The sequence below is a fragment of the Actinomadura sp. WMMB 499 genome, assembly GCF_008824145.1.
In the GTDB taxonomy this organism is placed as follows: Bacteria; Actinomycetota; Actinomycetes; order Streptosporangiales; family Streptosporangiaceae; genus Spirillospora.
This window is the reverse complement of the sequence record NZ_CP044407.1, coordinates 3,065,091-3,086,679: the sequence shown is the minus strand read 5'-3', so window position 1 is coordinate 3,086,679 and position 21,589 is coordinate 3,065,091. Positions and strand designations below refer to the sequence as shown.

The 21,589-nt window shown below is 71.7% G+C and carries 19 protein-coding genes, 1 pseudogene and 1 riboswitch; of the genes and pseudogenes, 15 read left to right on the top strand and 5 right to left on the bottom strand.

All coding sequences use genetic code 11. The features are described from left to right. The first annotated feature begins 80 nt into the window (after positions 1–80). A complete protein-coding gene (locus tag F7P10_RS13325; protein ID WP_151009626.1) occupies positions 81–1,241 on the top strand; it encodes a hypothetical protein in 1,161 nt (386 codons plus the stop codon). A 78-nt stretch (positions 1,242–1,319) separates the two neighbouring features. Here F7P10_RS13325 and F7P10_RS13320 read toward each other — a convergent pair whose 3' ends face one another. The 3 genes and pseudogenes from F7P10_RS13320 to F7P10_RS44290 all read right to left on the bottom strand — a co-directional run. Next, the gene (locus F7P10_RS13320; protein WP_254716584.1) at positions 1,320–1,955 is read right to left on the bottom strand and encodes a PadR family transcriptional regulator; all 636 of its coding nucleotides are present in this window, start codon (positions 1,953–1,955) and stop codon (positions 1,320–1,322) included. Positions 1,956–2,130: 175 nt separating this feature from the next. Next, the gene (locus tag F7P10_RS13315; RefSeq protein ID WP_254716583.1) at positions 2,131–3,750 is read right to left on the bottom strand and encodes a serine/threonine protein kinase; all 1,620 of its coding nucleotides are present in this window, start codon (positions 3,748–3,750) and stop codon (positions 2,131–2,133) included. Between the two features lie 100 nt (positions 3,751–3,850). Beyond that, positions 3,851–4,207: pseudogene (locus tag F7P10_RS44290) on the bottom strand (protein kinase); the annotation flags it as partial. An 11-nt stretch (positions 4,208–4,218) separates the two neighbouring features. Here F7P10_RS44290 and F7P10_RS13310 point away from each other — a divergent pair. Together F7P10_RS13310 and F7P10_RS13305 are read left to right on the top strand one after the other, a co-directional pair. After that, positions 4,219–4,770: an RNA polymerase sigma factor gene (locus F7P10_RS13310; protein WP_151009625.1), complete on the top strand. Its 552-nt coding sequence runs from the start codon at positions 4,219–4,221 to the stop codon at positions 4,768–4,770. A gap of 92 nt (positions 4,771–4,862) precedes the next feature. After that, entirely contained in the window at positions 4,863–5,876 is a 1,014-nt protein-coding gene (locus F7P10_RS13305) for a sulfotransferase (protein WP_254716582.1), read from the top strand. A 53-nt stretch (positions 5,877–5,929) separates the two neighbouring features. Here F7P10_RS13305 and F7P10_RS13300 read toward each other — a convergent pair whose 3' ends face one another. Continuing rightward, complete coding sequence (locus tag F7P10_RS13300) at positions 5,930–7,387, bottom strand: trehalose-6-phosphate synthase (RefSeq protein ID WP_151009624.1); 1,458 nt, start codon at positions 7,385–7,387, stop codon at positions 5,930–5,932. 110 nt (positions 7,388–7,497) lie between these two features. Here F7P10_RS13300 and F7P10_RS13295 point away from each other — a divergent pair, with 110 nt between their 5' ends. The 6 genes from F7P10_RS13295 to F7P10_RS13270 all read left to right on the top strand — a co-directional run bounded on the left by F7P10_RS13295 (position 7,498) and on the right by F7P10_RS13270 (position 12,506). After that, complete coding sequence (locus F7P10_RS13295) at positions 7,498–8,442, top strand: cation diffusion facilitator family transporter (protein WP_151009623.1); 945 nt, start codon at positions 7,498–7,500, stop codon at positions 8,440–8,442. A gap of 113 nt (positions 8,443–8,555) precedes the next feature. Then, a riboswitch (SAM riboswitch) is annotated at positions 8,556–8,697 on the top strand. Positions 8,698–8,713: 16 nt separating this feature from the next. Then, positions 8,714–9,961, top strand: coding sequence for a threonine synthase (thrC, locus tag F7P10_RS13290; protein WP_151009622.1), 1,248 nt, complete (start codon positions 8,714–8,716; stop codon positions 9,959–9,961). Positions 9,962–9,997: 36 nt separating this feature from the next. Beyond that, the gene (locus F7P10_RS13285) at positions 9,998–10,276 is read left to right on the top strand and encodes a MoaD/ThiS family protein (RefSeq protein ID WP_151009621.1); all 279 of its coding nucleotides are present in this window, start codon (positions 9,998–10,000) and stop codon (positions 10,274–10,276) included. Positions 10,277–10,756: 480 nt separating this feature from the next. Further along, positions 10,757–11,812 carry a hypothetical protein gene (locus F7P10_RS13280; RefSeq protein ID WP_151009620.1) on the top strand — a complete coding sequence of 352 codons (1,056 nt, stop codon included), beginning with the start codon at positions 10,757–10,759 and terminating at the stop codon, positions 11,810–11,812. 267 nt (positions 11,813–12,079) lie between these two features. Further along, complete coding sequence (locus F7P10_RS13275; protein WP_151009619.1) at positions 12,080–12,301, top strand: DUF5959 family protein; 222 nt, start codon at positions 12,080–12,082, stop codon at positions 12,299–12,301. Continuing rightward, positions 12,294–12,506, top strand: a complete 213-nt coding sequence (locus F7P10_RS13270) for a hypothetical protein (protein WP_151009618.1) — start codon at positions 12,294–12,296, stop codon at positions 12,504–12,506. Before F7P10_RS13275 ends, F7P10_RS13270 begins: the two co-directional genes overlap by 8 nt. A gap of 30 nt (positions 12,507–12,536) precedes the next feature. Here the strand turns inward: F7P10_RS13270 and F7P10_RS13265 are convergent, their stop codons facing one another. Continuing rightward, a complete protein-coding gene (locus F7P10_RS13265; protein WP_151009617.1) occupies positions 12,537–13,226 on the bottom strand; it encodes a TetR/AcrR family transcriptional regulator in 690 nt (229 codons plus the stop codon). 35 nt (positions 13,227–13,261) lie between these two features. Here F7P10_RS13265 and F7P10_RS13260 point away from each other — a divergent pair, with 35 nt between their 5' ends. The 6 genes from F7P10_RS13260 (at position 13,262) to F7P10_RS13235 (ending at position 21,423) form a co-directional block, all read left to right on the top strand. Further along, entirely contained in the window at positions 13,262–14,374 is a 1,113-nt protein-coding gene (locus tag F7P10_RS13260) for an NAD(P)/FAD-dependent oxidoreductase (RefSeq protein ID WP_151009616.1), read from the top strand. A gap of 288 nt (positions 14,375–14,662) precedes the next feature. Next, the gene (locus tag F7P10_RS13255; RefSeq protein ID WP_151009615.1) at positions 14,663–15,109 is read left to right on the top strand and encodes a hypothetical protein; all 447 of its coding nucleotides are present in this window, start codon (positions 14,663–14,665) and stop codon (positions 15,107–15,109) included. A gap of 493 nt (positions 15,110–15,602) precedes the next feature. Continuing rightward, positions 15,603–15,893 carry a hypothetical protein gene (locus tag F7P10_RS43270; RefSeq protein ID WP_218040483.1) on the top strand — a complete coding sequence of 97 codons (291 nt, stop codon included), beginning with the start codon at positions 15,603–15,605 and terminating at the stop codon, positions 15,891–15,893. Positions 15,894–16,131: 238 nt separating this feature from the next. Next, complete coding sequence (locus F7P10_RS13245) at positions 16,132–16,758, top strand: HAD family hydrolase (protein WP_254716581.1); 627 nt, start codon at positions 16,132–16,134, stop codon at positions 16,756–16,758. A gap of 617 nt (positions 16,759–17,375) precedes the next feature. After that, positions 17,376–19,004, top strand: a complete 1,629-nt coding sequence (groL, locus tag F7P10_RS13240; protein ID WP_151009614.1) for a chaperonin GroEL — start codon at positions 17,376–17,378, stop codon at positions 19,002–19,004. A gap of 223 nt (positions 19,005–19,227) precedes the next feature. Further along, positions 19,228–21,423 carry a DUF4132 domain-containing protein gene (locus F7P10_RS13235; RefSeq protein WP_151009613.1) on the top strand — a complete coding sequence of 732 codons (2,196 nt, stop codon included), beginning with the start codon at positions 19,228–19,230 and terminating at the stop codon, positions 21,421–21,423. Positions 21,424–21,589 lie beyond the last annotated feature (166 nt).

Genomic DNA, 21,589 nt, shown 5'->3' with positions numbered 1-21,589 from the left:
GCCTGTGGATTCTGCTGCCGGGTGAGCCAAAATATGGTGCTCACAGGGGGAATCACGCGAGGCTCTGGGGAGGCTGGACGGTGAACATGGACCCGACGGTGCCGCGTCGTGCCGGCGGGGCGGTGCCGAATCGCCCCGACGGGACGGTGCCGGGCGCCCCGTCCGACGACGTCCGGCAGCACCCGCCCGGCAGCCCGATCCCGCCCGGCAGCCAGCACCCGCCCGGCAGCCAGCACCCGCCCGGCAGCCCGATCCCGCCCGACGCGCCGGTGCACCCGATCGTCGGCGGGCCCCCGCCGGGCTGGACGTCCGAGGCGTCCGGACCGTCCGGACCGTCCGGGGAGGGGACGTACCGGGCGGGCGGCGTCAACCGGGACGACCCGTCCGTCACGCGCTGGGACGGGCCGGTGCCCGCGCCCGGGGACGAGCCGGCGTCGGCGACGGGGCCGCGGGAGGCCGTGGGGGCGCGCGAATCGAGCGGCGTCCAGGTCCGGCTCGCCGCGCGCGGCGGTCGCCGGGAGCGGGAGCGGGCCCGCGCCGAGCAGGCGGCCGCCCGGCCGCGCCCGGGCGGCGGCGGCAAGGGGCGGCGTGCGGGCCTCGTCGCCGCCGGGGTGGTGGTGCTCGCGGGCCTGGTGATGGGCGGGGTGGTTTTGTCGTCGAGGACGGGGGAGGACGGGGCGGCGACCACCGCGCTCGGCGGCGGGGAGCGCCCGAACGGGACGGCGACCGCCGCGCTGCCGGAGGCGGGGGATCCGGTCGCGGTGGGGACGGCGGACGGTTCGCGCTACCGGATCGCGGCGGTGACCGCGGGCGTCAGCGACGGGACGCTGCCGTCGACGCACTCGAAGGCGCCGGCCGGGACGTCCTATCCCTACATCGACTACCTCTTGACGAATCCCACGGGGGAGAAGGTCCTGCTGGACTTCCCGGGGGACGTGTTCGTCAAGTCGGAACTCGTGGACCCGGACGCGCGGGGGCGCTGCATGCCGCAGGCCGGGGTGCCCGAGGACATGTGTACGCCGCCGACCAGGAGCCGAGTCATCAAGGCCTTGGCGGGCGGGGACCTGCTGCCGGGGGACGGCGGTGACCGGTGGATGCCGCCCGGCTCGTCCTACCTGGTGCGTGCGACGGTCACCGTTCCGGTGGATCGCCACATCGACCGCACGGGCCTGGGCCTGTTCATCTGGCGGCAGCTCTACGTGAGCGACCAGCTCGCCAAGCCCGCCCCCTTCCCGCGCTGAAACGACCCGGGGGAGACCCAAGGAAAAGGGGCCGTCGTGCTACAGCACGACGGCCCCTGGCCGGTTCCGCTCCTAGGGTCACTCCGCTTCGGGGTCATCGGCGAGGATCCCGTAGAGGCGGCGCCGGGCATCGTTGACCACGTCCAGCGCGCGCGCCTTCTGCGTCTCGCTGCCTACGGCCATCACCTGCTGCAGGGCGCCCATGAGCTGCCCGACGGCCTCGCGTCCCCGCAGGACGTTCTCGCCGGCGGCGTCCGTGACCTCCTCCCAGGGGGCGGTGGTCTGCTTGGCGGCCTCCTCGCGTCCCGTGTCGGTGAGCGAGAACAGCCGCTTGCCGCCGTCCTCGCGGCTGGTGACCAGGCCCTCGTCCTCCAGCATCTGGAGGGTGGGGTAGACCGAACCGGGGCTCGGCCGCCAGACGCCGCCGGTGCGCTCGTCCAGCTCCTGGATCATCTCGTAGCCGTGCATGGGGCGCTCCGCGAGCAGTGCGAGCAGGGCCGCGCGAACGTTGCCGCGCCGCATCCGGCGACCGCCGCGGCCGCCGCGGCCGCCGCGGCCGCCGCCCCGGTGGCCGTGCCCCCACGGGCCGGGACCGCCCGGGCCGAAGGGGCCCGGCGGGCCGCCCGGACCTCCGGGGCCGAAGGGGCCGCCGCGGCGCGGGCGCTGTTCGGGACGCTGGAAGGGGCCGGGGCCCCACATGTCGTGTGCATGCATCGCTCTCTCCTTCTATGATCGGTTGCGATGCATTAACGATATATCGGAAAGTCCATCGTTGGCAAGTCCGGAGAAAAGCGAGCGCCCGGGCCCGCTCGTGGAGGACGAGCGGGCCCGGGCGCGAACGGGCTCCCGGCGGGGCGCGGCCGGTGGCCGCGCCCGGATGCCGGATGGATCAGGGGCCGGTCACCCGGAGGTTGTCGAGGATGTCGGTGGTCGCCTTGCGGTCGTCGGTCTCCTTCACCCGGATCCACAGCCCGAACTTCCCGGACTCGTGCCGGAGCCCGACCTCGGTCACCGACGGCGTCCCCGACGTGCAGCCGGTGAACCGCGTGATCGTCCCGGTGAACGACTCGTCGGGCGAGGTGTAGTTCTCGGGCCCGCCCGCCTGGCACTGGGAGTGCTTCGCGGCGGACGGCGGGGGCAGCTGCCCGTCCCGCATGTCCGTGGTGACGCCGATGAACACGCCGGGCGTCGTCCCGTTGCCCTGGAAGCCCTGCACGCTCTCCGTGGCGCGGAGCACCGGGCGCGCCTGCGGGTCGTTCAGCCCGACGATCGACGGCGACCAGGTCTGCTCCTGCTGCAGCGGCCACGCCTTCGGCACCGCGACCGCGATCTTGCCGCCGTTGTTGGAGATCTCGGTGAAGTCCGCCGGGACCGCCTTCTCCCCGCCGCCGTTCTCCTCCTCGCCGCCGCCGTCGCCGGAGAACAGCGTGCCGAGCAGGAGCCCCGCGACGACCGCGACCGCCAGCACGACCGCGGTGATGATCAGCGGCGTCCCGTACCGGCCGCCCGCACCCTTGAGCCGTCCGAGCGGCCCGCCGCCCTGGCCCCCGCCTTGGCCCCCGCCGCCCTGGACCTGCCCCTGCGGGGGCTGGAACCCGGTCGGCGGCGGCCCCTGCCCCGAGTGCATCGGGCCGGGCGGGCCCGCGCCGTGCGGCTGCCCCGCCGGGAAGGCGGCCGTGCGCTGGTCGTCGGTGCTCGGCGCGGACGACGGATGCCGCGACGGCATCGCCATCGTGGGGCCGTCGGCGGGACCGGACGGCGACGGCCGCGGCGCGCCGTAGGCCCCGCCGCGGTCGCCCGGACGCGAACTCGGGTGGTCCACGATCGTCTGGTCGCCGTCCGCCGGCCCGGACGGCCCGGACGGCCCCGGCGGTCCGGACGGCGGGTCGAAGCGCGTCTGCATGCTCGGCGGCACCGCCGCCTCGGACCGCGCGCCCGCCGGGGGCGGGGGCGCCGTGTCGCGGCGGAAGTCCTGGACGGTGGTCTCGGGATCCATCTCCGGCTCGGCGGCGGGCGCGCCCGCCGGGGCCGGCCGCGACGGCACGGGCGGCGCCTCGTCCACCATCGTCGCCGGGGGCGGCGGCGCCTCGGACGCGGCGGCGGGCGCGGAGCGCGCGGCGATCCGCGCCGACGGCGGGACGAGCGTGGAGAGGGCCTCGGCGAACGCCTCGGCGGTCGGCCAGCGGTTGTCGCGGTCGACCTCCAGCGCGCGCAGGACGACCTGGTCCATCGCGGCCGTCACGCCCTCGCGCAGCTCGCTCGGCGGCGACTTCACCGGCGCCGGGCCGGGGGCGCGCCCCGCGAGCATGTGGTAGGTCAGCGCGCCCAGCCCGTAGACGTCCGCCCGGACGTCCAGGCCGCCGCCGAAGCGGGCCTGCTCGGGGGACATGTAGCCGGGGGTGCCGACCGGCAGCGTGAACGCGCCGGACGCGTGCGCCAGCGCCTTCGCCAGCCCGAGGTCGGCGATCAGCAGCTTCTCGCCGCCGTCCGGGGTCGACTGGAACAGCACGTTGGACGGCTTGAGGTCGCGGTGGATCCCCGAGCGCGTTGATCACCTCGACGCCGTACGCGATCTCCTCGGCCAGCGCCACGGCCTCGGTGACCGGAAGCGGCCGTTCGCGCATCCGGTCGGCGAGCGTCCCGCGATCCGCGTACGACATAACGAAATACGGGCGTCTGTCGGGGAGTTCGCCGATATCGTGCACTCGCACGAGACGCTCGGAATCGGCGCGGCGCAGGATCCGCGCCTCCTCGAGGAACCGGTTGCGCACGTCGAGGTCGTCCACGAGGCTTCCGGACAGGACTTTGATCGCGACCGGCGATTCCAACGCGTCGTCGTGCCCGAGCCACACGGACGCGAACGCCCCGGACCCCAGGGCGCGATCGATTCGGTAACGGTCGACGTTCGGTGGGAAGGACACTCCCGTATCATGCCCAACAAACGGGGTGAGTGTGCGATCGAGCATTGAGGCACGGCATGGCATTCGATGAACGGACCGAGGAGCTGGCCCTCCGGGCCGCGCAGGGCGACCAGGCCGCCCTCAACGACCTCCTCCGCAAGATCGAGCCGGACGTGCTGCGGCACGCCGCCCGGTTCCTGCCCTGCCGGCAGGACGCCGAGGAGGCCTGCCAGGACGCGTTGTTGCAGGTCGCGCGGAACATCCACCGCTTCGAGGGCCGTTCCCGGTTCAGCACGTGGCTGCACGTGGTGGTCGCGAACTCGTCCCGCTCCACCTACCGGTCGCTGAAGCGCCGCTCCGTCGAGCAGGCCGGCGAGCTGCCGCAGCAGCGCCCCGACCCGCGCCGCACCAGCGTGATCGCGGGCTCCCGCGTCGACATCCTCGACGCGATGGAGGACCTCGAGGCCCGCAAGCCCGACCTCATCCAGGCGCTCGTCCTGCGGGACGTCTCCCAGCTCGAGTACGCGGAGATCGCCGAGCAGCTCAAGCTCCCGCTCGGGACGGTCAAGTCGCGCATCCACGAGGCGCGGCGGCAGGTGCGGCAGACCCTCGGCGAGTCCTACACCTGAACCCGCCTGAACCGTCAAGGCTCGGTAATCGAGCCGCCAGGATCCCTCCATCCGGCGGGCGCGGCGCGGGCGGTCCGGCCAGCATTCGGGGCATGTCACCAGGCTCCGCCGCCCCCGCCGAGCGGCCGATCTTCGTCATCGGCTGCCCCCGCTCGGGAACGACGATGCTCCAGCTGATGCTGCACTCGCACCGGCGCATCGCGGTCGCCCCCGAGACCAAGTTCGTCCTGCCCTGCTACACGCAGCGGTGCGAATTCGGTGACCTGACGGACAGGTCGAACAGGCGGGCGCTGGCCGAGTGGATCACCGGGCGCCCGCAGACGAAGTTCCACGAGCTCGGCCTGGACGCCGCCGAGATCGTCGAGGAGATCGTCGCCGCCCCGCCCACGCTCGGCTCCGCCTACGGCGTCGTCTTCCGCGCGTACGCGCGCCGCTTCGGCAAGCCGCGCTGGGGCGACAAGCGCCCGAGCTACGCGCGGCACACCGGCACGCTGCTGCGGATGTTCCCGGACGCCCAGTTCGTCCACCTCGTGCGGGACGGCCGCGACTGCATCGCCTCCCTCCAGGAGATGCCCTGGTACGACCGCGACATCAACCACGCGATCTCCGCCTGGCGCGAGGCGATCGACCAGGGGCGCCGCCTCGCCTCCCGGCTCGGTCCCGAGACCTACTACGAACTGCAGTACGAGCGTCTCGTCGCCGACCCCGCCGACGAGCTGATCCGGCTCTGCGCCTTCCTCGGCGAGGACTTCGACCCCGCGATGACCGCCCCGCAGGGCCTCGCGCGCCGGACCGTCCCGCTGCGCAAGCGCTGGCACGGGCGCACGCACGACGCCGTCACCTCCAGCCAGGTGGGCTCGTGGGCGCAGCGGCTCGACTCGTGGCAGATCAGCCTGGCCGAGGCCGCCTTCGGCGACCGCCTCGCCGAGTTCGGGTACGAGCCGAGCGGCCTGCCCCGCCCCCCGCCGCGCACCTCGCCCGGTACGCCAAGACCAGCGCGCACCGCCGGATGGCGCGGCGCAAGCAGGCCGTCCGGGAACGCTGGCGCCGCACCCACGAGCCGAACCCGGTCGAATGCCTGCTGGGGCCCGAGCCCGTCCGGCTGACGTCCCGCGCCTGACGCCGCCCCGGCCGCCCGGGCCGGCGGGCGCCCGCCGCGTCAGTCGAGGGCCGCGAGCTGGTCGGCGAACCAGCGCTGCGGCGGCAGGGCCGTCGCCGCCGCCGCGAGCCGGGCGCCGCGCGCCGCGCGCTCGGCCCGCGGCATCAGCAGCGCCCGGTGCAGCGCCTCCGCCGTCTGCGTCACGTCGTACGGGTTCACCATGAGCGCGTCCGCGCACAGTTCGGCCGCCGCGCCCGCCTCCCGCGACAGCACCAGCGCGCAACCGCGCCGCGACAGCACCGGCCCCTCCTTGGCGACGAGGTTCATCCCGTCCCGGATCGGGTTCACCAGCAGGACGTCCGCGAGGCCGTACGCCGCGAGCGAGCGCGGATAGTCGTCGTCGACCTGCAGGATCAGCGGGTCCCACGTCTCGGTGCCGAACTCCTCGACGATCCGGTCCGCCATCCGCCGGACCGCCGCCGTGTACTCGCGGTACTCCGCCAGGTCGTACCTCGACGGGTACGCGAACGCCAGGTGCACCACGCGTCCGCGCCACTCCGGATGGTTCACGAGCAGTTCCCGGTACGCCGCGAGCCCCCGCACGATGTTCTTGGACAGTTCCGTCCTGTCGACGCGCACGATGAGCTGACGGTCGCCCACCTGCCCGCTCAGCGCGCGCGCCCGTTCCGCGACGTCGGGCTCCGCCGCGCGCTCCCGCAGCGCCGTCCCGTCCACGCCGAGCCCGTGCACGCCCACCCGCGTGACGTGCCCGCCGCACACGACCGTCCGGGCCTCGCGGTCGACGCGCGCGCCCGGCAGCAGCGCGCAGCACTCCAGGAACGCCGCCGCCCACCGCTCCGTCAGGAAGCCCGCGTGGTCGGCGCCGAGCACGCCCAGCAGGAGCCGCTCGCCGATGTCGTCGGGCAGCAGCCGGAAGTACTCCGGCGGCGCCCAGGGCGTGTGCGAGAAGTGGACGATCTTCAGGTCGGGGCGCCGCTCGCGGAGCATCCGCGGGGCCAGCGACAGGTGGTAGTCCTGGATCGCGGCCTTCGCGCCCGGCGCCGCGTCCCGCGCGAGCGCGTCCGCGAACGCCGCGTTGTACGCCTCGTACGACTGCCAGTCCCGGCGCGCGCGTGCGTCGAAATGGGGGCGGCGCGGGGTGTCGTACAGCAGGTGGTGGACGAACCACAGCGTCGAGTTCGCGATCTCGTTGTACGCGCGGTGGAACGTGGACTCCGGGATGTCGAGCATCCGCACCGCCGCGCCGCCGGTGTCGTGCCCCGCGAGGTCGATGCGGCCGTCCGGGGCCCGCCGCGCGGCCGTCCGGTCCCCGTCGCCGAGCGCCGCGCACACCCACAGGACGTCCGGGCCGGACGCCTCGCCGTCCGGGGCGGTGCCGGTGACGGAGGCGAGGCCCGAGACCAGCCCGCCGCCCCCGCGCCGCATCGTCAGCCCGCCGCCGTCCGACGGCGCGAACGAGACCGGGCCGCGGTTCGACGCCACCAGCACTCGACTCATGACCGCAGCGTCTCAGGTGGGGTCGCGGTGCTTCAACGTGACCCTGGAGGTAGGGGGAAGGTGAGGCGAACGTCCAGATTAAGGAAATTTACTAGGGGTAACGGGCTCGAATGAGCCGGTCCGAGACAACGAAAACCGTCCTGGTCGCCCTCACCGCGAACCTCGTGCTCGCGGTGGCCAAGATCATCGCTGGCATGGTCTCCGCGTCCAGCGCCATGCTCGCGGAGGGCGCGCACTCCGTCGGCGACACCCTCAACCAGGCGTTCCTGCTGGTCTCGCTGCGGCGCAGCGCCCGGCGTCCCGACCGGCGCCACCCGTTCGGCTACGGCAACGAGCGCTACTTCTGGACGCTCATGGCCGCGTTCGGCATCTTCGTCGCCGGCGCCGGGTTCTCGATCTTCGAGGGCGTTCTCACCATGATGGGCCGCGGCGGCAGCGGCACCGGGGTCGTCCTCGCCTACGCCGTCCTCGGGCTCGCGGCGATCCTCGAGGGAGTGTCGTGGATCCGCGCCTTCTACCAGGCCCGCATGGAGACCCGGCGGACCGACCGCGACATGGTCGAGCACGTCCGCAGGTCGCCCGACATCACGTTCAAGACCGCGCTGTTCGAGGACTCCGCCGCGATGATCGGCCTCGTGCTCGCCGCCGCCGGGCTCACCCTCCGCGAGATCACCGGATCCGACTTCTGGGACGGTCTCGCGTCCGTCCTCATCGGGGTGCTGCTGATCGGCCTCGCGTTCGTCATCGGCCGGGAGAGCAAGGGCCTGATCATCGGCCGGGCCGCCGACCCCGAGGTGCAGCGCGGCATCCACGCCGAGATCGCCGGGGCGTCCGGCGTGACGGGCGTGGAGTCCCTGCTGACCATGCACTTCGGCCCGGAGGAGCTCCTCGTCGCGGCGAAGGTGCACTTCTCCGACCACATCAGCGCCGACGAGGCCGAGGACGTCGCGGGCCTGGTCGACCGGCGGCTCCGCGAGCGCTACCCGCTCGTCCGGCACGTGTTCCTCGACCCCACCCAGGCCCCCGCGCCCAGCCCGCAGGTGAAGGGCGCGTGATCAAGAGCACGTCCGGGTAACGTCTCAAAGCGTGGAACCCGCCTGTCTGGCATCCGGTCAGGTCATGTAAAGTCACGCATACGAGCCCAAAGAGGGCCCGCACAACTGAATACCGCTCATCCAGAGGGGTGGAGGGACCGGCCCTGCGAAGCCCCGGCAACCACCCGGCTCGACGCGCTCGCGACCCCCGCGAGGCCGGCCGGGAGACGGTGCCAACTCCGGCCTGCGACCAAGGTGGCGCAGGAAAGATGGGGAGAAAGGCCTCGCCCTGATGGCAAACACGCCTGTCACCGCCGACCTCGGCCCCGCTACCGCCCTCGTCTGCCGCGAATGCGGTGCGACCCGCGATCTCGGCCCGTTCTACGTGTGCGACGAGTGTTTCGGCCCCCTCGAGATCTCCTACGACTTCGGCGGCGTCACCCGCGCCGACATCGAGTCCGGGCCCCGCAACATCTGGCGGTACCGCGGGCTGCTGCCCGTCCCGTCCGACGTCGCCTCCACGCCCAACACCGAGCCCGGCCTGACCCGGCTCGTCCGCGCCGACAACCTCGCCGAGGCGCTCGGCCTGCAGAAGCTGTGGGTGAAGGACGACAGCGGCAACCCGACCCACTCGTTCAAGGACCGCGTCGTCGCCGTCGCGCTCGCCGCCGCCCGCGAGCTGGGCTTCAAGGTGCTGGCGTGCCCGTCCACCGGCAACCTCGCGAACGCCGTCGCCGCCGCCGCGTCCCGCGCCGGGATCCGCTCCGCGGTGTTCGTCCCGTCCAACCTCGAGTCGCAGAAGATCATCACGACGGCGGTCTACGGCGGCACGTTCGTCACCGTCGACGGCAACTACGACGACGTGAACCGGCTCGCGTCCGAGATCGCCGGCGAGCAGGACGACTGGGCGTTCGTGAACGTCAACGTGCGTCCGTACTACGCCGAGGGCTCCAAGACCCTCGGCTACGAGATCGCCGAGCAGCTCGGCTGGCGGCTGCCCGACCAGATCGTCGTCCCGATCGCGTCCGGCTCCCAGCTCACCAAGATCGACAAGGCGTTCCAGGAGCTCATCAAGCTCGGCCTCGTCGAGGACCGCCCCTACAAGGTCTTCGGCGCGCAGGCCGCCGGCTGCTCCCCGGTGTCCGCCGCGTTCAAGGCCGGGCACGACGTGATCCGCCCGGTCAAGCCCGATACCATCGCCAAGTCGCTCGCCATCGGCAACCCCGCCGACGGCCCGTACGTCCTGGACGTCGCCCGCCGCACCGGCGGCGCCATCGAGGACGTCACCGACGAGCAGGTCGTCGAAGGCATCCGGCTGCTCGCCCGCACCGAGGGCGTCTTCGGCGAGACCGCGGGCGGCGTCACCGTCGCCACCCTCCGCAAGCTGGTCGAGGGCGGCGCGCTCGACCCGTCCGCGGAAACCGTGATCATCAACTCCGGGGACGGGCTGAAGACGCTGGACGCCGTCGCCCCGGTGGTCGCGCCGAGTGCGAACATCGCCCCGTCCCTGGAGGCGTTCCGCGCCGCGGGCCTGGCCTGAGAACGCGCCGGTCCGAGAACGAAGAGGAGCCGAACCATGAGCACCGTGTCCGTCCGGATCCCGACGATCCTGCGCACCTACACCGGCGGCGAGTCGGAGGTGAAGGCCGAGGGCGAGACCCTGCGCGCCGTCATCGCCGACCTCGAGGCGAACCACAGCGGGATCTCCGCCCGCGTCCTCGACGACGCCGGCAAGCTCCGCCGGTTCGTCAACGTGTACGTGGGCGACGAGGACGTCCGGTTCGCCGAGGGCCTCGACACCCCGACCCCCGCCGGCACCCAGATCTCGATCATTCCCGCGGTCGCCGGCGGCTGACCCGTCCGACGGGCCCGGCGCACGCCTCCGTGCGCCGGGCCCGTCCCGGAATCGCCGCCGATGACGCTCGGGCCGCGATTCCGCCCGCTCCCGCCCGTCCGTCACCCTCCGTGCGGTGACGATCCCGACGCCTCGCCCATCGGCACCCATCTCCGCGCCTCGAGCCGCCCGCCCGCCGTTACGGTCGTCGGTGCCGGACGACACCGTCATACCGGACAGACGCTTGCGGACGACGTCGGTGAAATGCCGGACATTTCCCCCAGTGGATCGCCGACAAAGCGGACTGAACTGCCATTAACCACCCGTTTCCCAGCTGTCGTGACGGGCTGTGGATCTCCTTTCTCCTCACCTGGTTTTGCTGGGGTGATCTTGAGAGAGGTTGGCCGAGGACTTGAGTGTGACGTCGTTTCTTTCCTGGAAGAGTTGCACTGTGTGAGCGTTCCACCCGGGAGCGTGACAACCCACAGAGAAGGAAAGAGCATGAATCGTATTGCTCGTGCGGCGATGATCGGCGGGATCGCGATGGGTGCGCCCATCCTCCTGGCGCCCTCGGCCGTGGCGGCTCCCATGGAATCCGCGAAGAAGGACATCAACATCTTCGTGGTGGAGAAGGCCACCGTCGGCCACAACGGCCCGGTCTACGTCGTCGAGACCGGCCCGGGCAACCTGGCCTACAGCAACGTGACCGACTCGCCGAAGGCGTCGCCCAAGGTCGGCAACGAGTCGATCAAGACCGGCGACCACAAGACCACCCTCAAGGGCGGCAAGGGCAACACGGCCATCAACGAGGTCGAGGGCTCCGAGCAGGAGTCGGTGAAGAACGCCGGCGGGAAGGGCCACGGCCAGAAGGCCACCGCCCAGGAGGCCGCCGCCCAGGAGGCCCAGGAGGCCAAGCCGGAGGCTGCCGCCCAGGAGGCTGCTCCGCAGGAGGCGCAGGCGCAGGAGGCCAGTGCTCAGGAGGCCAAGCCGGAGGCCGCCGCTCAGGAGGCCGAGGCTGAGGAGGCCGCTCCGCAGCAGGCCGCCGCCCAGGAGGCTGCTCCGCAGGAGGCCGCCGCTCAGGAGGCTGCTCCGCAGGAGGCCGCCGCTCAGGAGGCTGCTCCGCAGGAGGCCGCCGCTCAGGAGGCTGCTCCGCAGGAGGCCGCCGCTCAGGAGGCTGCTCCGCAGGAGGCCGCCGCTCAGGAGGCTGCTCCGCAGGAGGCCGCCGCTCAGGAGGCCGCTCCGCAGCAGGCCCAGGCCGAGGAGGCGGGCGCTCCCCAGCAGGGCGCGCGCCACGGTGACAAGGGCGGCCACAAGGGCGGTCCGGACAACGTGTTCGCGGCGAAGAAGTCGACCGTCGGGAACAACGGTCCCACCCTGGTCGCGGAGTCCGGCCCGGGCAACCTGGCCTACAGCAACGTGACCGGCTCGCCGAAGGCGTCGCCCAAGGTCGGCAACGAGTCGATCAAGACCGGCGACTTCCACACGACCTTCAAGGGCGGCAAGGGCAACACGGCCGTCAACGAGGTCGAGGGCTCCGAGCAGGAGACCGTGAAGTAACCCGCTCCGCCGGGCGGCGGCAGGCGTTCGACACGCCGACGACGGCCGCCGACCGCAGGAGCACGGCACGGTCGGCCGTCCCAGCCGGCGGGCCGTGCGGGGAGTGATCCCACCGGCCGCTCCGGACGACCGTTCAGGTCTCCGGAGCGGCCGTTCACGTTTCCCCGGCAATTGCGATCCCCGGAATTCCGAAGGCACTCACCCCCAACCCCGTCCGGCCGCCCGATCCAGGCGGCAACCGCGCACGCCGCTGCCTAATATGTGCCGATGACAGATCGCGATTTGCCGGACCTGATTCATTTGGCGGACGAACAAGGCAACAGCGTCGTCCACCGGCTCACGCACCGGGACGGCGAAGTCCTGATCGGCGAGATCGAGGTCCGCAGCACCTTCGTGAACGGCCGGGTCGCGAGCAGCGTGTTCCCCGACAGCTGGCTCGACGACCACTGCGAGCGCCTCGACCGGATCCGAGAGGCGATCGATGACTAGCTCATGGCCTGTCCGCCACTTCTCGCAGGCCAACCCGAAAGGACCGGGCCAAGGCGACGTGCCCGCCCTGCTGCGACGCGTCGCCGACTCTCTGGACGAACTGGGGCCGATCGAGGTGCAGGACCTCGTCCTGCACCGGGAGGTTGACGAAGACGGCCCCTGGACAAGCCTGACCGTCTACTTCCATCCGGCCTCGCCCCGCTGACGTCGGAAGCCGCGCGAGCCGGTCCGAGCATCACACCTCGGGCCGGGCGAGTCTGGCGGCCACGGCGTCGAGGACCCAGTCCAGGCCGACCGCGAAGGACGTCTCCGCGTCCACCTCCGTCCCGTCGTGCACGGCCCTGGCCAGCGCCGGGAAGCGGCCGGTGGCCAGCATTCTCGTCACATGCGGGCCGGCGGCGCGCTGCCAGTCGCGCTTGGACAGGCCCGTGGCGCGCTCGGCCCGCAGGCCCGCGACCTCGCGCCTGATCGCGCCGGTGCAGTAGGCGTTGACGGTCTCCACGGCGCGAAGGACCGTGTCGAGGTCGGCCAGACCGTCGAGGGCGCTCAGCGCGGCCTCGGTCACCGCGAGGGCGTTCGGGCCCAGGGAGGGACGGCCGCCGAGCAGGTCGGCCAGCCATTCGTGACGGAGGGCGGCCCGCCTGGTGCGGTGGGCGTGGAGGCGCAGTGCCTCCCGCCAGTCGCCGGGCCGCTCCTCGGGGAGGATCTCGGCGTGGACCTCGTCCACCATGAGGTCGAACAGCTCCTCCTTGGTGGAGATGTACCGGTAGAGCCGCATCGGGCCGGCGTGCAGCCGTGCGGCGACCTTGCGCAGCGACACCGCCTCCAGCCCGCCCTCGTCGGCCAGCGCGACGGCGGCGGCGACGATTCGCTCCCGGTCGAGCGGCACGGGGCGAGGCGGCTCCGGCCGGTCCCACACAGTCATGCTCCCACCGTACTGTTGCGATACGGTGTATCGATATGAGACGACGTATCGCCGTGGTCGGAAGCGGCCCCGCCGGCCTGACCTTCGCCCGCGTCCTGCACCGTCACGATCACCCCGTCACCGTCTTCGAACGCGATCCCTCCCGCGACGCCCGTCCCGCGGGCGGCACGCTGGACCTGCACGAAGGGCTGGGCCAGCGGGCGCTGGAGAAGGCGGGCCTGCTGGCGGGGTTCCGGGCGCTGTCCCGTCCGGAGGGGCAGGCCATGCGCATCCTCGACGTGGACGGGACCGTCCTGCGCGACTGGCGACCCCGCCCGGGTGACCGGGCCAATCCCGAGATCGACCGCGGGCGGCTCCGCGACCTCCTGCTCGGCCCGCTGGACGTCCGCTGGGGGCGCGCCGTGACCGAGGTGGTCCCGGACACCCCGGACGGCGCGCTGGTCCGTTTCGCGGACGGGCGGGAGGAGACGTTCGACCTGGTGATCGGCGCGGACGGCGCCTGGTCCCGAGTCCGTCCGGCACTCTCGCCCGTGACGCCGCGCTACACGGGCGTCACCTTGGTCGAGACCTCCCTGGACGATATCGACACCCGCCACCCCGACCTCGCCCGGCTCGTCGGTGACGGTTCCGTGGCCGTGTACGGCGCGAACCGCGCCCTCGTCGCCCAGCGCAACAGCGGCGGCCACGTCAAGGTGTACGCCCAGTTCCGCTCGCCGCTGGACCACTCTGCGAACCTGGACCCGGCCGACGCCGAGGCCGTGCGATCACGCCTGCTGGCACTGTTCGAGGGCTGGACCGACCCCGTCCTCGACTTCCTTCGCCGCGGCGCCGCGTTCGTCCACCGCCCACTCCACGTCCTGCCCGTGTCCCACACCTGGGCCCATGTCCCCGGGGTGACGCTCCTGGGCGACGCCGCCCACCTGATGCCCCCATTGGGAGTGGGCGCGAACCTTGCGATGCTCGAAGGCGCCGAACTCGCCGAGTCCATCGCCGCCCCCGGAGATCCGGACGATGCCGTCCGCGCTTTCGAGGAACGTATGTGGGCACGGGCCGGCCGGTTCGCGAGAATCACGGCGGCCGGTCTGGAACGCCTCGTGAACCCGGACCCCGCCGAAGCCCTCGCCCTCTTCGACGAAGTCCAGCAGTGAAGCCGCCACGAGCGATCACCTCCTGGCCAGCCACACGACCCGTACGACCGCACATAGTGGAGCACGGCGGTACATTGCGGACGGCCCCGCCCAGGGCTCCCGGCCTGGTCAGGGTGGCTCTGCCGAGGTAGACGAACCTTCCCCCGGCGAGCATGCGCGTTGCTTGCACTCGACAGGGTGGAGTGAACAAGAAGACGACTAGAAACCCGCAACCAGCAAACGAACGGCCCCGGAGCCCATATATCCGGCGCCGTCCGTTCCGCGATTGCTCCGCGCTACGCTTCGCCGATGGCGAGCGCGGATGACGATTCTGGAGTCATCGCCAGCTTCCGGGGCGGCTCGAAAGCTGGCCTACTGCACGTAACCGACTCGGAGGCTCATGAGTACTTCGATGCCGAAGAGTGTGCCACCGGCTTCGTGGTCGGCCGTACCTTCGTCATCGTCGGCATGGCTGTTTTCGTTGACGATGTGGTGGAGGTGCGCGTCCGAAGCGACGCCTCATCCATCCCGTCGCCTCCGGTGTTCGCGGGAGTCCTGGAGGTGGCGAGCGGTGCCCTCGTCGTCGGGGACTTGTCGCAGGAGGAAGAGCTCGGCGTTGTCGTGCCGGTCGATCCTGGAGGCGTCCACGTGACGGTCGTGCGTAATCATGACCAGTGGGCTACTGAGGTCGATGTGGTGTTGACGGCGCCACGAGTCGACGACCAATCTGCTTCCCACCACAGCTCGCGCGGTTGACCAGCCTCCGGCACAGACGCACGACGTTCCGAAGTGCTTATTTGCGCGGGTGGCCCCAGCCTGGCACGGGCTGCATCGCGCGAATGAGTGCTTCGGCGCGCGGGGGTCCATGGGGGTCGCGAGACCCCCTGGTAAGCGCACGCTCGATCCCCTGTTGCGGAGACGGCTGGTGGCGCTCCCGCTGGCACGGGATAGGAGGCAAGGAGACCGGAAGGAGGGTGGGGTCATGGGATTCTGCCAGTTCCGGGACGTATCCGGGAACGGTTCCGTACCCACCCTCCCTGAGCCGCGGACCCGCATGGGTTCTCAGACCGGTCTCCGATGTGGGCACAGAGTACTTACCGTTTGGCGCCTGCCGAAAGGGCTGACGCTTCGACTTCGGTGGCCCGGCGGTCCGCCGCCCGGGGACTGGCGCCCACCCGCACGCCCCGGGCGGCGTAGCGTCTGGTTGCCTCCTGGTCAGTCAGGGGTGCCGTCGGGCACCATCAAAGCTGTGATCGACTACCGGGTTCTGGAGTACGGCAAGATCATTGCGCGGGGCAGAAGCGGCATTGACATTTCATGGATATGGAACCTGGATCGTGACTCGATTCCGATGCTCGAGCACCTCTTGCCGTACGCCGACACAATGTTCAACAGCTCGCAGGTGCGCTCCCTGGCCAAGGAGTTGGACCGGCTGCCCACCGGTAGCCCACTGGTGCCCGACGTACGAGACGACCTTAAGCGTCTGTGTGAGCTCACGGCGAACGGAGCGCATCGTCAGCTCTGGTTTTTCGGAGATTGAGAGTCGGCGGCACCCCTGTAGCACGTCCTGCGGTCCGCCGTGGCGAACGAACTGGGAAGTCACGTTGCAATCGCGGCGCGGCGTAGCCGCCGGGCCTGCGGCGGCGCGGAGCGGCGCCGCCTTGATCTCAATTGGCTGAATTCGGCAAACGATCACGGTCGGGGTGCGGGGTTACGCGAGTGCGGGTCGTTCGTAGGGTGGGCGGCGTGATTCGCGCTGTGGTGTTCGATGTCGGCGAGTGTCTGGTCAACGAGACTCGGGAGTACGGGACCTGGGCCGACTGGCTGGGGGTGCCTCGGCATACGCTCTCGGCGATGTTCGGCGCGGTGGTCGCGCGGGGGCTGGACTACCGGGAGACGTTCCAGGTGTTCGCGCCGGGGTTCGATCTGACGCAGCAGCGGAACGAGCGGGCCGAGGGGGGCAGCCCGAGACGTTCGGGGAAGAGGATCTGTACCCGGACGCGCGTACCGCGCTGGCGAAGCTGCGGGATGACGGGCTGTGGGTCGGGATCGCGGGGAATCAGACCGTGCGGGCCGGCGGCATCCTGCGGTCACTGGATCTGCCCAGTGACATGATCGCGACGTCGGACGACTGGGGCGTGTCCAAGCCTGATCCGGGGTTCTTTCGCGCCGTGGTGGAGGCGTCCCCGTGGGCGGCCGAGGAGATCCTTTACGTGGGTGACCGGCTGGACAACGACATCAAGCCTGCGGCCGAGATGGGGCTTCGGACGGCGTTGATCCGGCGTGGGCCGTGGGGGATCGTCCAGCAGGACGACCCGGAGGCCGACCGCGTTCCGACGATGCGGATCGATTCGCTGGCCGACCTTCCGGGCCGTGTCGCCGAGTTCAACGCTGGGGGGCGTTGAGGGTGGCCTGCCATCCGTAGAGCCGGTCGTCCAGGCGGCGGACGGCTGGGGTGTCCGACCAGGGCTGTAGCGCGCGACGCACTTCGTGAACGCGGTCCATGCCGGTGGCGTACCAGGTGACGGCCAACTGGCCGAGTGCCTGTTCGGCGTAGGCGCATTCGACGGTGACGACGAGATCATGAACCGGCGCATCGATGCAGCGCTGGGGGCACCGTCTGACCCCTCTCACGGAACGCGCGGAACGGATCGACCTCGTGCCGACCACCCTCGCGCTCGTGTTCCGCGATTGTTCCGCGACTACCGACGTACGGCCGTGCATAGTGGATCACATCGGCGCATGTCGGACGGCCCCGAGACGGGCTCCCGGCCTGGTCAGGGTGGCTCTGCCGAGGTAGACGAACCTTCCCCCGGCGAGCATGCGCGTTGCTTGCACTCGACAGGGTAGAGTGCTAAAAAACGGTTGGCACTCCACTGTGGAGAGTGACAACTTCACAGTCTGGGTCGGGGCGATGAGGTCTCGGAACGGCGGCGGAATGGCAGTCGTCGGCCGGGGCCGTCCGTCGCGGGCGTCGGCTCGATCCGTCTAAGCCACCTTGTTCCGGGAGGACTTGGAGCCTATGGCTGCAAAGATGATCGCGTTCGACGAGGACGCCCGTCGCGGTCTCGAGCGGGGCATGAACCAGCTCGCCGACGCCGTGAAGGTGACGCTCGGGCCCAAGGGCCGCAACGTCGTGCTGGAGAAGAAGTGGGGCGCCCCCACGATCACCAACGACGGTGTGTCGATCGCCAAGGAGATCGAGCTCGAGGACGCTTGGGAGAAGATCGGCGCCGAGCTCGTCAAGGAAGTAGCGAAGAAGACCGACGACGTCGCCGGTGACGGCACCACGACGGCGACGGTGCTGGCCCAGGCGCTGGTGCGCGAGGGTCTGCGCAACGTCGCCGCGGGTGCCAACCCGATGTCGCTGAAGCGGGGCATCGAGGCCGCGGTCGAGCGGGTCAGCGAGGAGCTGTCCAAGCTGGCCAAGGACGTGGAGACCAAGGAGCAGATCGCCTCCACCGCCTCCATCTCCGCCGGCGACCCGCAGATCGGCGAGATGATCGCCGAGGCGATGGACAAGGTCGGCAAGGAAGGCGTCATCACGGTCGAGGAGAGCCAGACCTTCGGTCTGGAGCTCGAGCTGACCGAGGGGATGCGCTTCGACAAGGGCTACATCTCGCACTACTTCGTGACCGACCCCGAGCGCATGGAGGCGGTCCTCGAGGACCCGTACCTCCTGATCGTCCAGGGGAAGGTGTCGGCCAACAAGGACCTGCTGCCCGTGCTCGAGGGCGTCATGCAGTCCGGCAAGCCGCTGCTGATCATCGCCGAGGACGTCGAGGCCGAGGCGCTGGCGACGCTGATCGTCAACAAGATCCGCGGCATCTTCAAGTCCGTGGCCGTCAAGGCCCCGGGCTTCGGTGACCGCCGCAAGGCCATGCTGGGCGACATCGCCACCCTGACGGGCGGCCAGGTCGTCAGCGAGGACGTGGGTCTCAAGCTCGAGAACACCACGCTCGACATGCTGGGCCGCGCGCGCAAGGTCGTCGTCGCCAAGGACGAGACCACCATCGTCGACGGCGCCGGTGACGCCAACGAGATCGCGGGCCGGGTCAACCAGATCCGCAACGAGATCGACAACACCGACTCCGACTACGACCGCGAGAAGCTCCAGGAGCGCCTGGCCAAGCTCGCGGGCGGTGTCGCGGTCATCAAGGCCGGCGCCGCGACCGAGGTGGAGCTCAAGGAGCGCAAGCACCGCATCGAGGACGCCGTCCGCAACGCCAAGGCCGCGGTCGAGGAGGGCATCGTCCCCGGTGGTGGCGTGGCGCTGCTGCAGGCCGGCACCAAGGCGTTCGACAAGCTCGAGCTGCAGGGCGACGAGGCCACCGGTGCCAACATCGTCAAGCGCGCTCTGGAGGAGCCGCTGAAGCAGATCGCCGTGAACGCCGGCCTCGAGGGCGGCGTCGTGGTGGAGAAGGTCCGCAACCTGACTCCGGGTGAGGGCCTGAACGCCGCCACCGGCGACTACGTCAACATGTTCGACTCCGGGATCCTCGACCCGGCCAAGGTGACCCGGTCCGCGCTGCAGAACGCCTCGTCGATCGCCGCGCTGTTCCTGACCACCGAGGCCGTCATCGCCGAGAAGCCCGAGAAGAACGCGGCCCCGGCGGGCGGCATGCCCGACGCCGGCGGCATGGACTTCTGAGCGAGTCCCTGGCACGAACGGGCACTTGAAGGGGCGGTTCCGAAAGGAACCGCCCCTTTGCGCTCGGTCCCCGGCGATATCCCCTCGAAGGCCGATGCGTCTGAAAGGCCCGCAGTAGAGCCCGCCTCCGGAAGGGCGGCTCCGAAAAGGTTGCTCGCTGCGTTGAACCGTCGATCGGATGCGTGCGTCCGATCCCCGAATCCGCCGGATGGAAAGGTTCGGGATGAGCGACGCACTGCCCCTGCTGCTGGTCGACCCGCTGTGGGAACGGGACGCCCGCGCGTACCGGGAGGCGAGCAAGGCCGCGGCGGAGGAGGCGGTCCTCGTCCCCGGGCTCGAACCGCCCGAGGATCGGCGCATCGTCTGGGCCGAGGGCGAGCGGGAAGAATGGCTGGAGCTGTGCGACCGGCGGATGTACGTCTCCAGGACCGAGAAGATGATCCTGGAGACGGAGGGGTGGGCCGGGCTGGTCCAGGCGTACCGGGACGGCAAGGTCACGTACCTGCCGAACCAGGCGTACCTGTTCCAGGCCGGGCCGGAGGAACTCGTGCGGCCCCTGCTGGCGGACTGGAATCCCCGTACCGTTCCCACCCGGAACGATCTCATGGCGCTGCTGGCGCGCTTCGAACTCGACGCCCGCCATGTCGTGCTCCCGGCCGCAACGGCCGACGCCTACCGGAACGGCGCGGCGCTGATGCCCCTCCTCGACGTCGACGTGGCCCGGTTGATGGCCGACTGGTTCGTCCGGCTGAAGTCGGCGCGCAAGATCGCGCGTGAGTGGCTCACCGGGCACGGGACCGACGCGGTGCCGTTCCTCGTGCCGGACGCGCTGGGCAAGAGGCGGGTACCGCGCGACAAGGCCAGGACGGCGCTGTCCCTCATCGCGTCCACCGAGGGGGTGCCGGCGGTCGTCGAGGCCGCCCGCCGGTACGGCGACCCCGCGGCGGAGGCGATCGAGCATGCCCTCGGCGGCGCGGCCGCGGCGGCGCCGCGGGCCAAGCCCGTCAAACCGGCGAAGACGCCGTGGCTGAACCGGGACGACCTGCCGGACATGCGGCTCCGGGACGGCCGCGTCCTGCCGCCGGACGCGATCGAGAACCTCATCGGCGCGTTCGTCCTCTCCCCGGGCCTCCGCTGGAACGGCGGCGTGACGATGTACCCGGAGCTGGACGACGTCCTCGAGCAGTGCGACCGCGCGTCGGTGGCCGCCTTCGGACGGGCGATCTTCGAGTGCTGGATCGCCGGGGGCATGCCGTCCCGCAGCGGCTGGGTGCTCGACCAGCTCTGCCGGACGGCCGACGACGACGCCGTCCGGCGGCTCGGGACGCTGCTGCTGCTCAAGTGGCCGAAATCGGGCACCGACAAGCACGCCGTCCAGGTCCTGCGGGTGATCGGCACCGACGTGGCGCTGGTCCAGCTCGACCGCGTCGCCCGGCGCGCGTCGGCGCCCGGCCGCCGCCGGACGGCCGAGGACTGCCTGACCCTCCTCGCGAAGGCGCGCGACCTGACGCCGGACGAGCTCGCCGACCGGCTCGTCCCCGACCTCGGACTGGACGCGGCCGGGACGCTCGTCCTCGACTACGGCCCCCGCCGGTTCACGGTCGGGTTCGACGAGGGGCTCAGGCCGTTCGTGGTCGACGGCGCGGGCAGGCACCGCAAGGCTCTGCCGAAGCCCGGCGCCGCGGACGACCCCGAGCTCGCGCCCGCCGCGCACCACCGCTTCGCCGCGCTCAAGAAGGAGGTGCGCGACGTCGCCGGCGACCAGATCCGGCGGCTCGAACGCACGATGGTGACCGGGCGCGAGCTGGCCGCCGCCGAGTTCCGCCGGTACTTCGTCGAGCACCCGCTGCTGTGGCACATCGCCCGCCGGCTCGTCTGGACGGCCGACGGAGTCCCGTTCCGGCTCGCCGAGGACCGCACGGCCGCCGACGTCCACGACGCGGCGGTGCGGCTGCCCGGAACGGCCCGGATCGGGATCCCGCATCCGGTGCGGCTCGGCGACGCGCTCCCCGCGTGGACCGAGCTGTTCGCCGACTACGAGATCGTCCAGCCGTTCGCCCAGCTCGGACGCCCGCTGGGCGCGCTCACCGCGGACGAGCGCGACACCGGACGGCTGGCGCGCTTCGAGGGCCTCCCCGTCCGGACGGGTGCGCTCCTCGGGCTCCTGCGGCGGGGTTGGGAGCGCGGCCCGGTCGAGGACGGCGGGGTGTTCCACTCGATCGTCCGCCGCTTCCCGGACCGGCGGCCCGGCCTCGCGGTCGAATTCGCGCTCGGCATCGCGGTCACCGGTTCCGACCCGTACGGCGACCACAAGCTCCACGCCGTCCGGTTCGCCCGTCCTCCGGGCGCGGACCTCGACGCCGTCACGGCCTCCGAACTGCTGGCCGACCTCACCGGCCTGACCGACCGGACGGCCTGAACCCGGCGCCACATGTTCGTCGCCTCCCCGGGCCCCGGACGGGCGCGGCCGCAGGTCGCGCCGCCCGCGGCCCGGCACCGCCGGTCCGGATCCGCGCGAGGTGCTTTCCCTTCGCGGCCGAACCGGGCAGGATCGCCGCTTGGACGGCGCGCCCCCGCGCCGGACG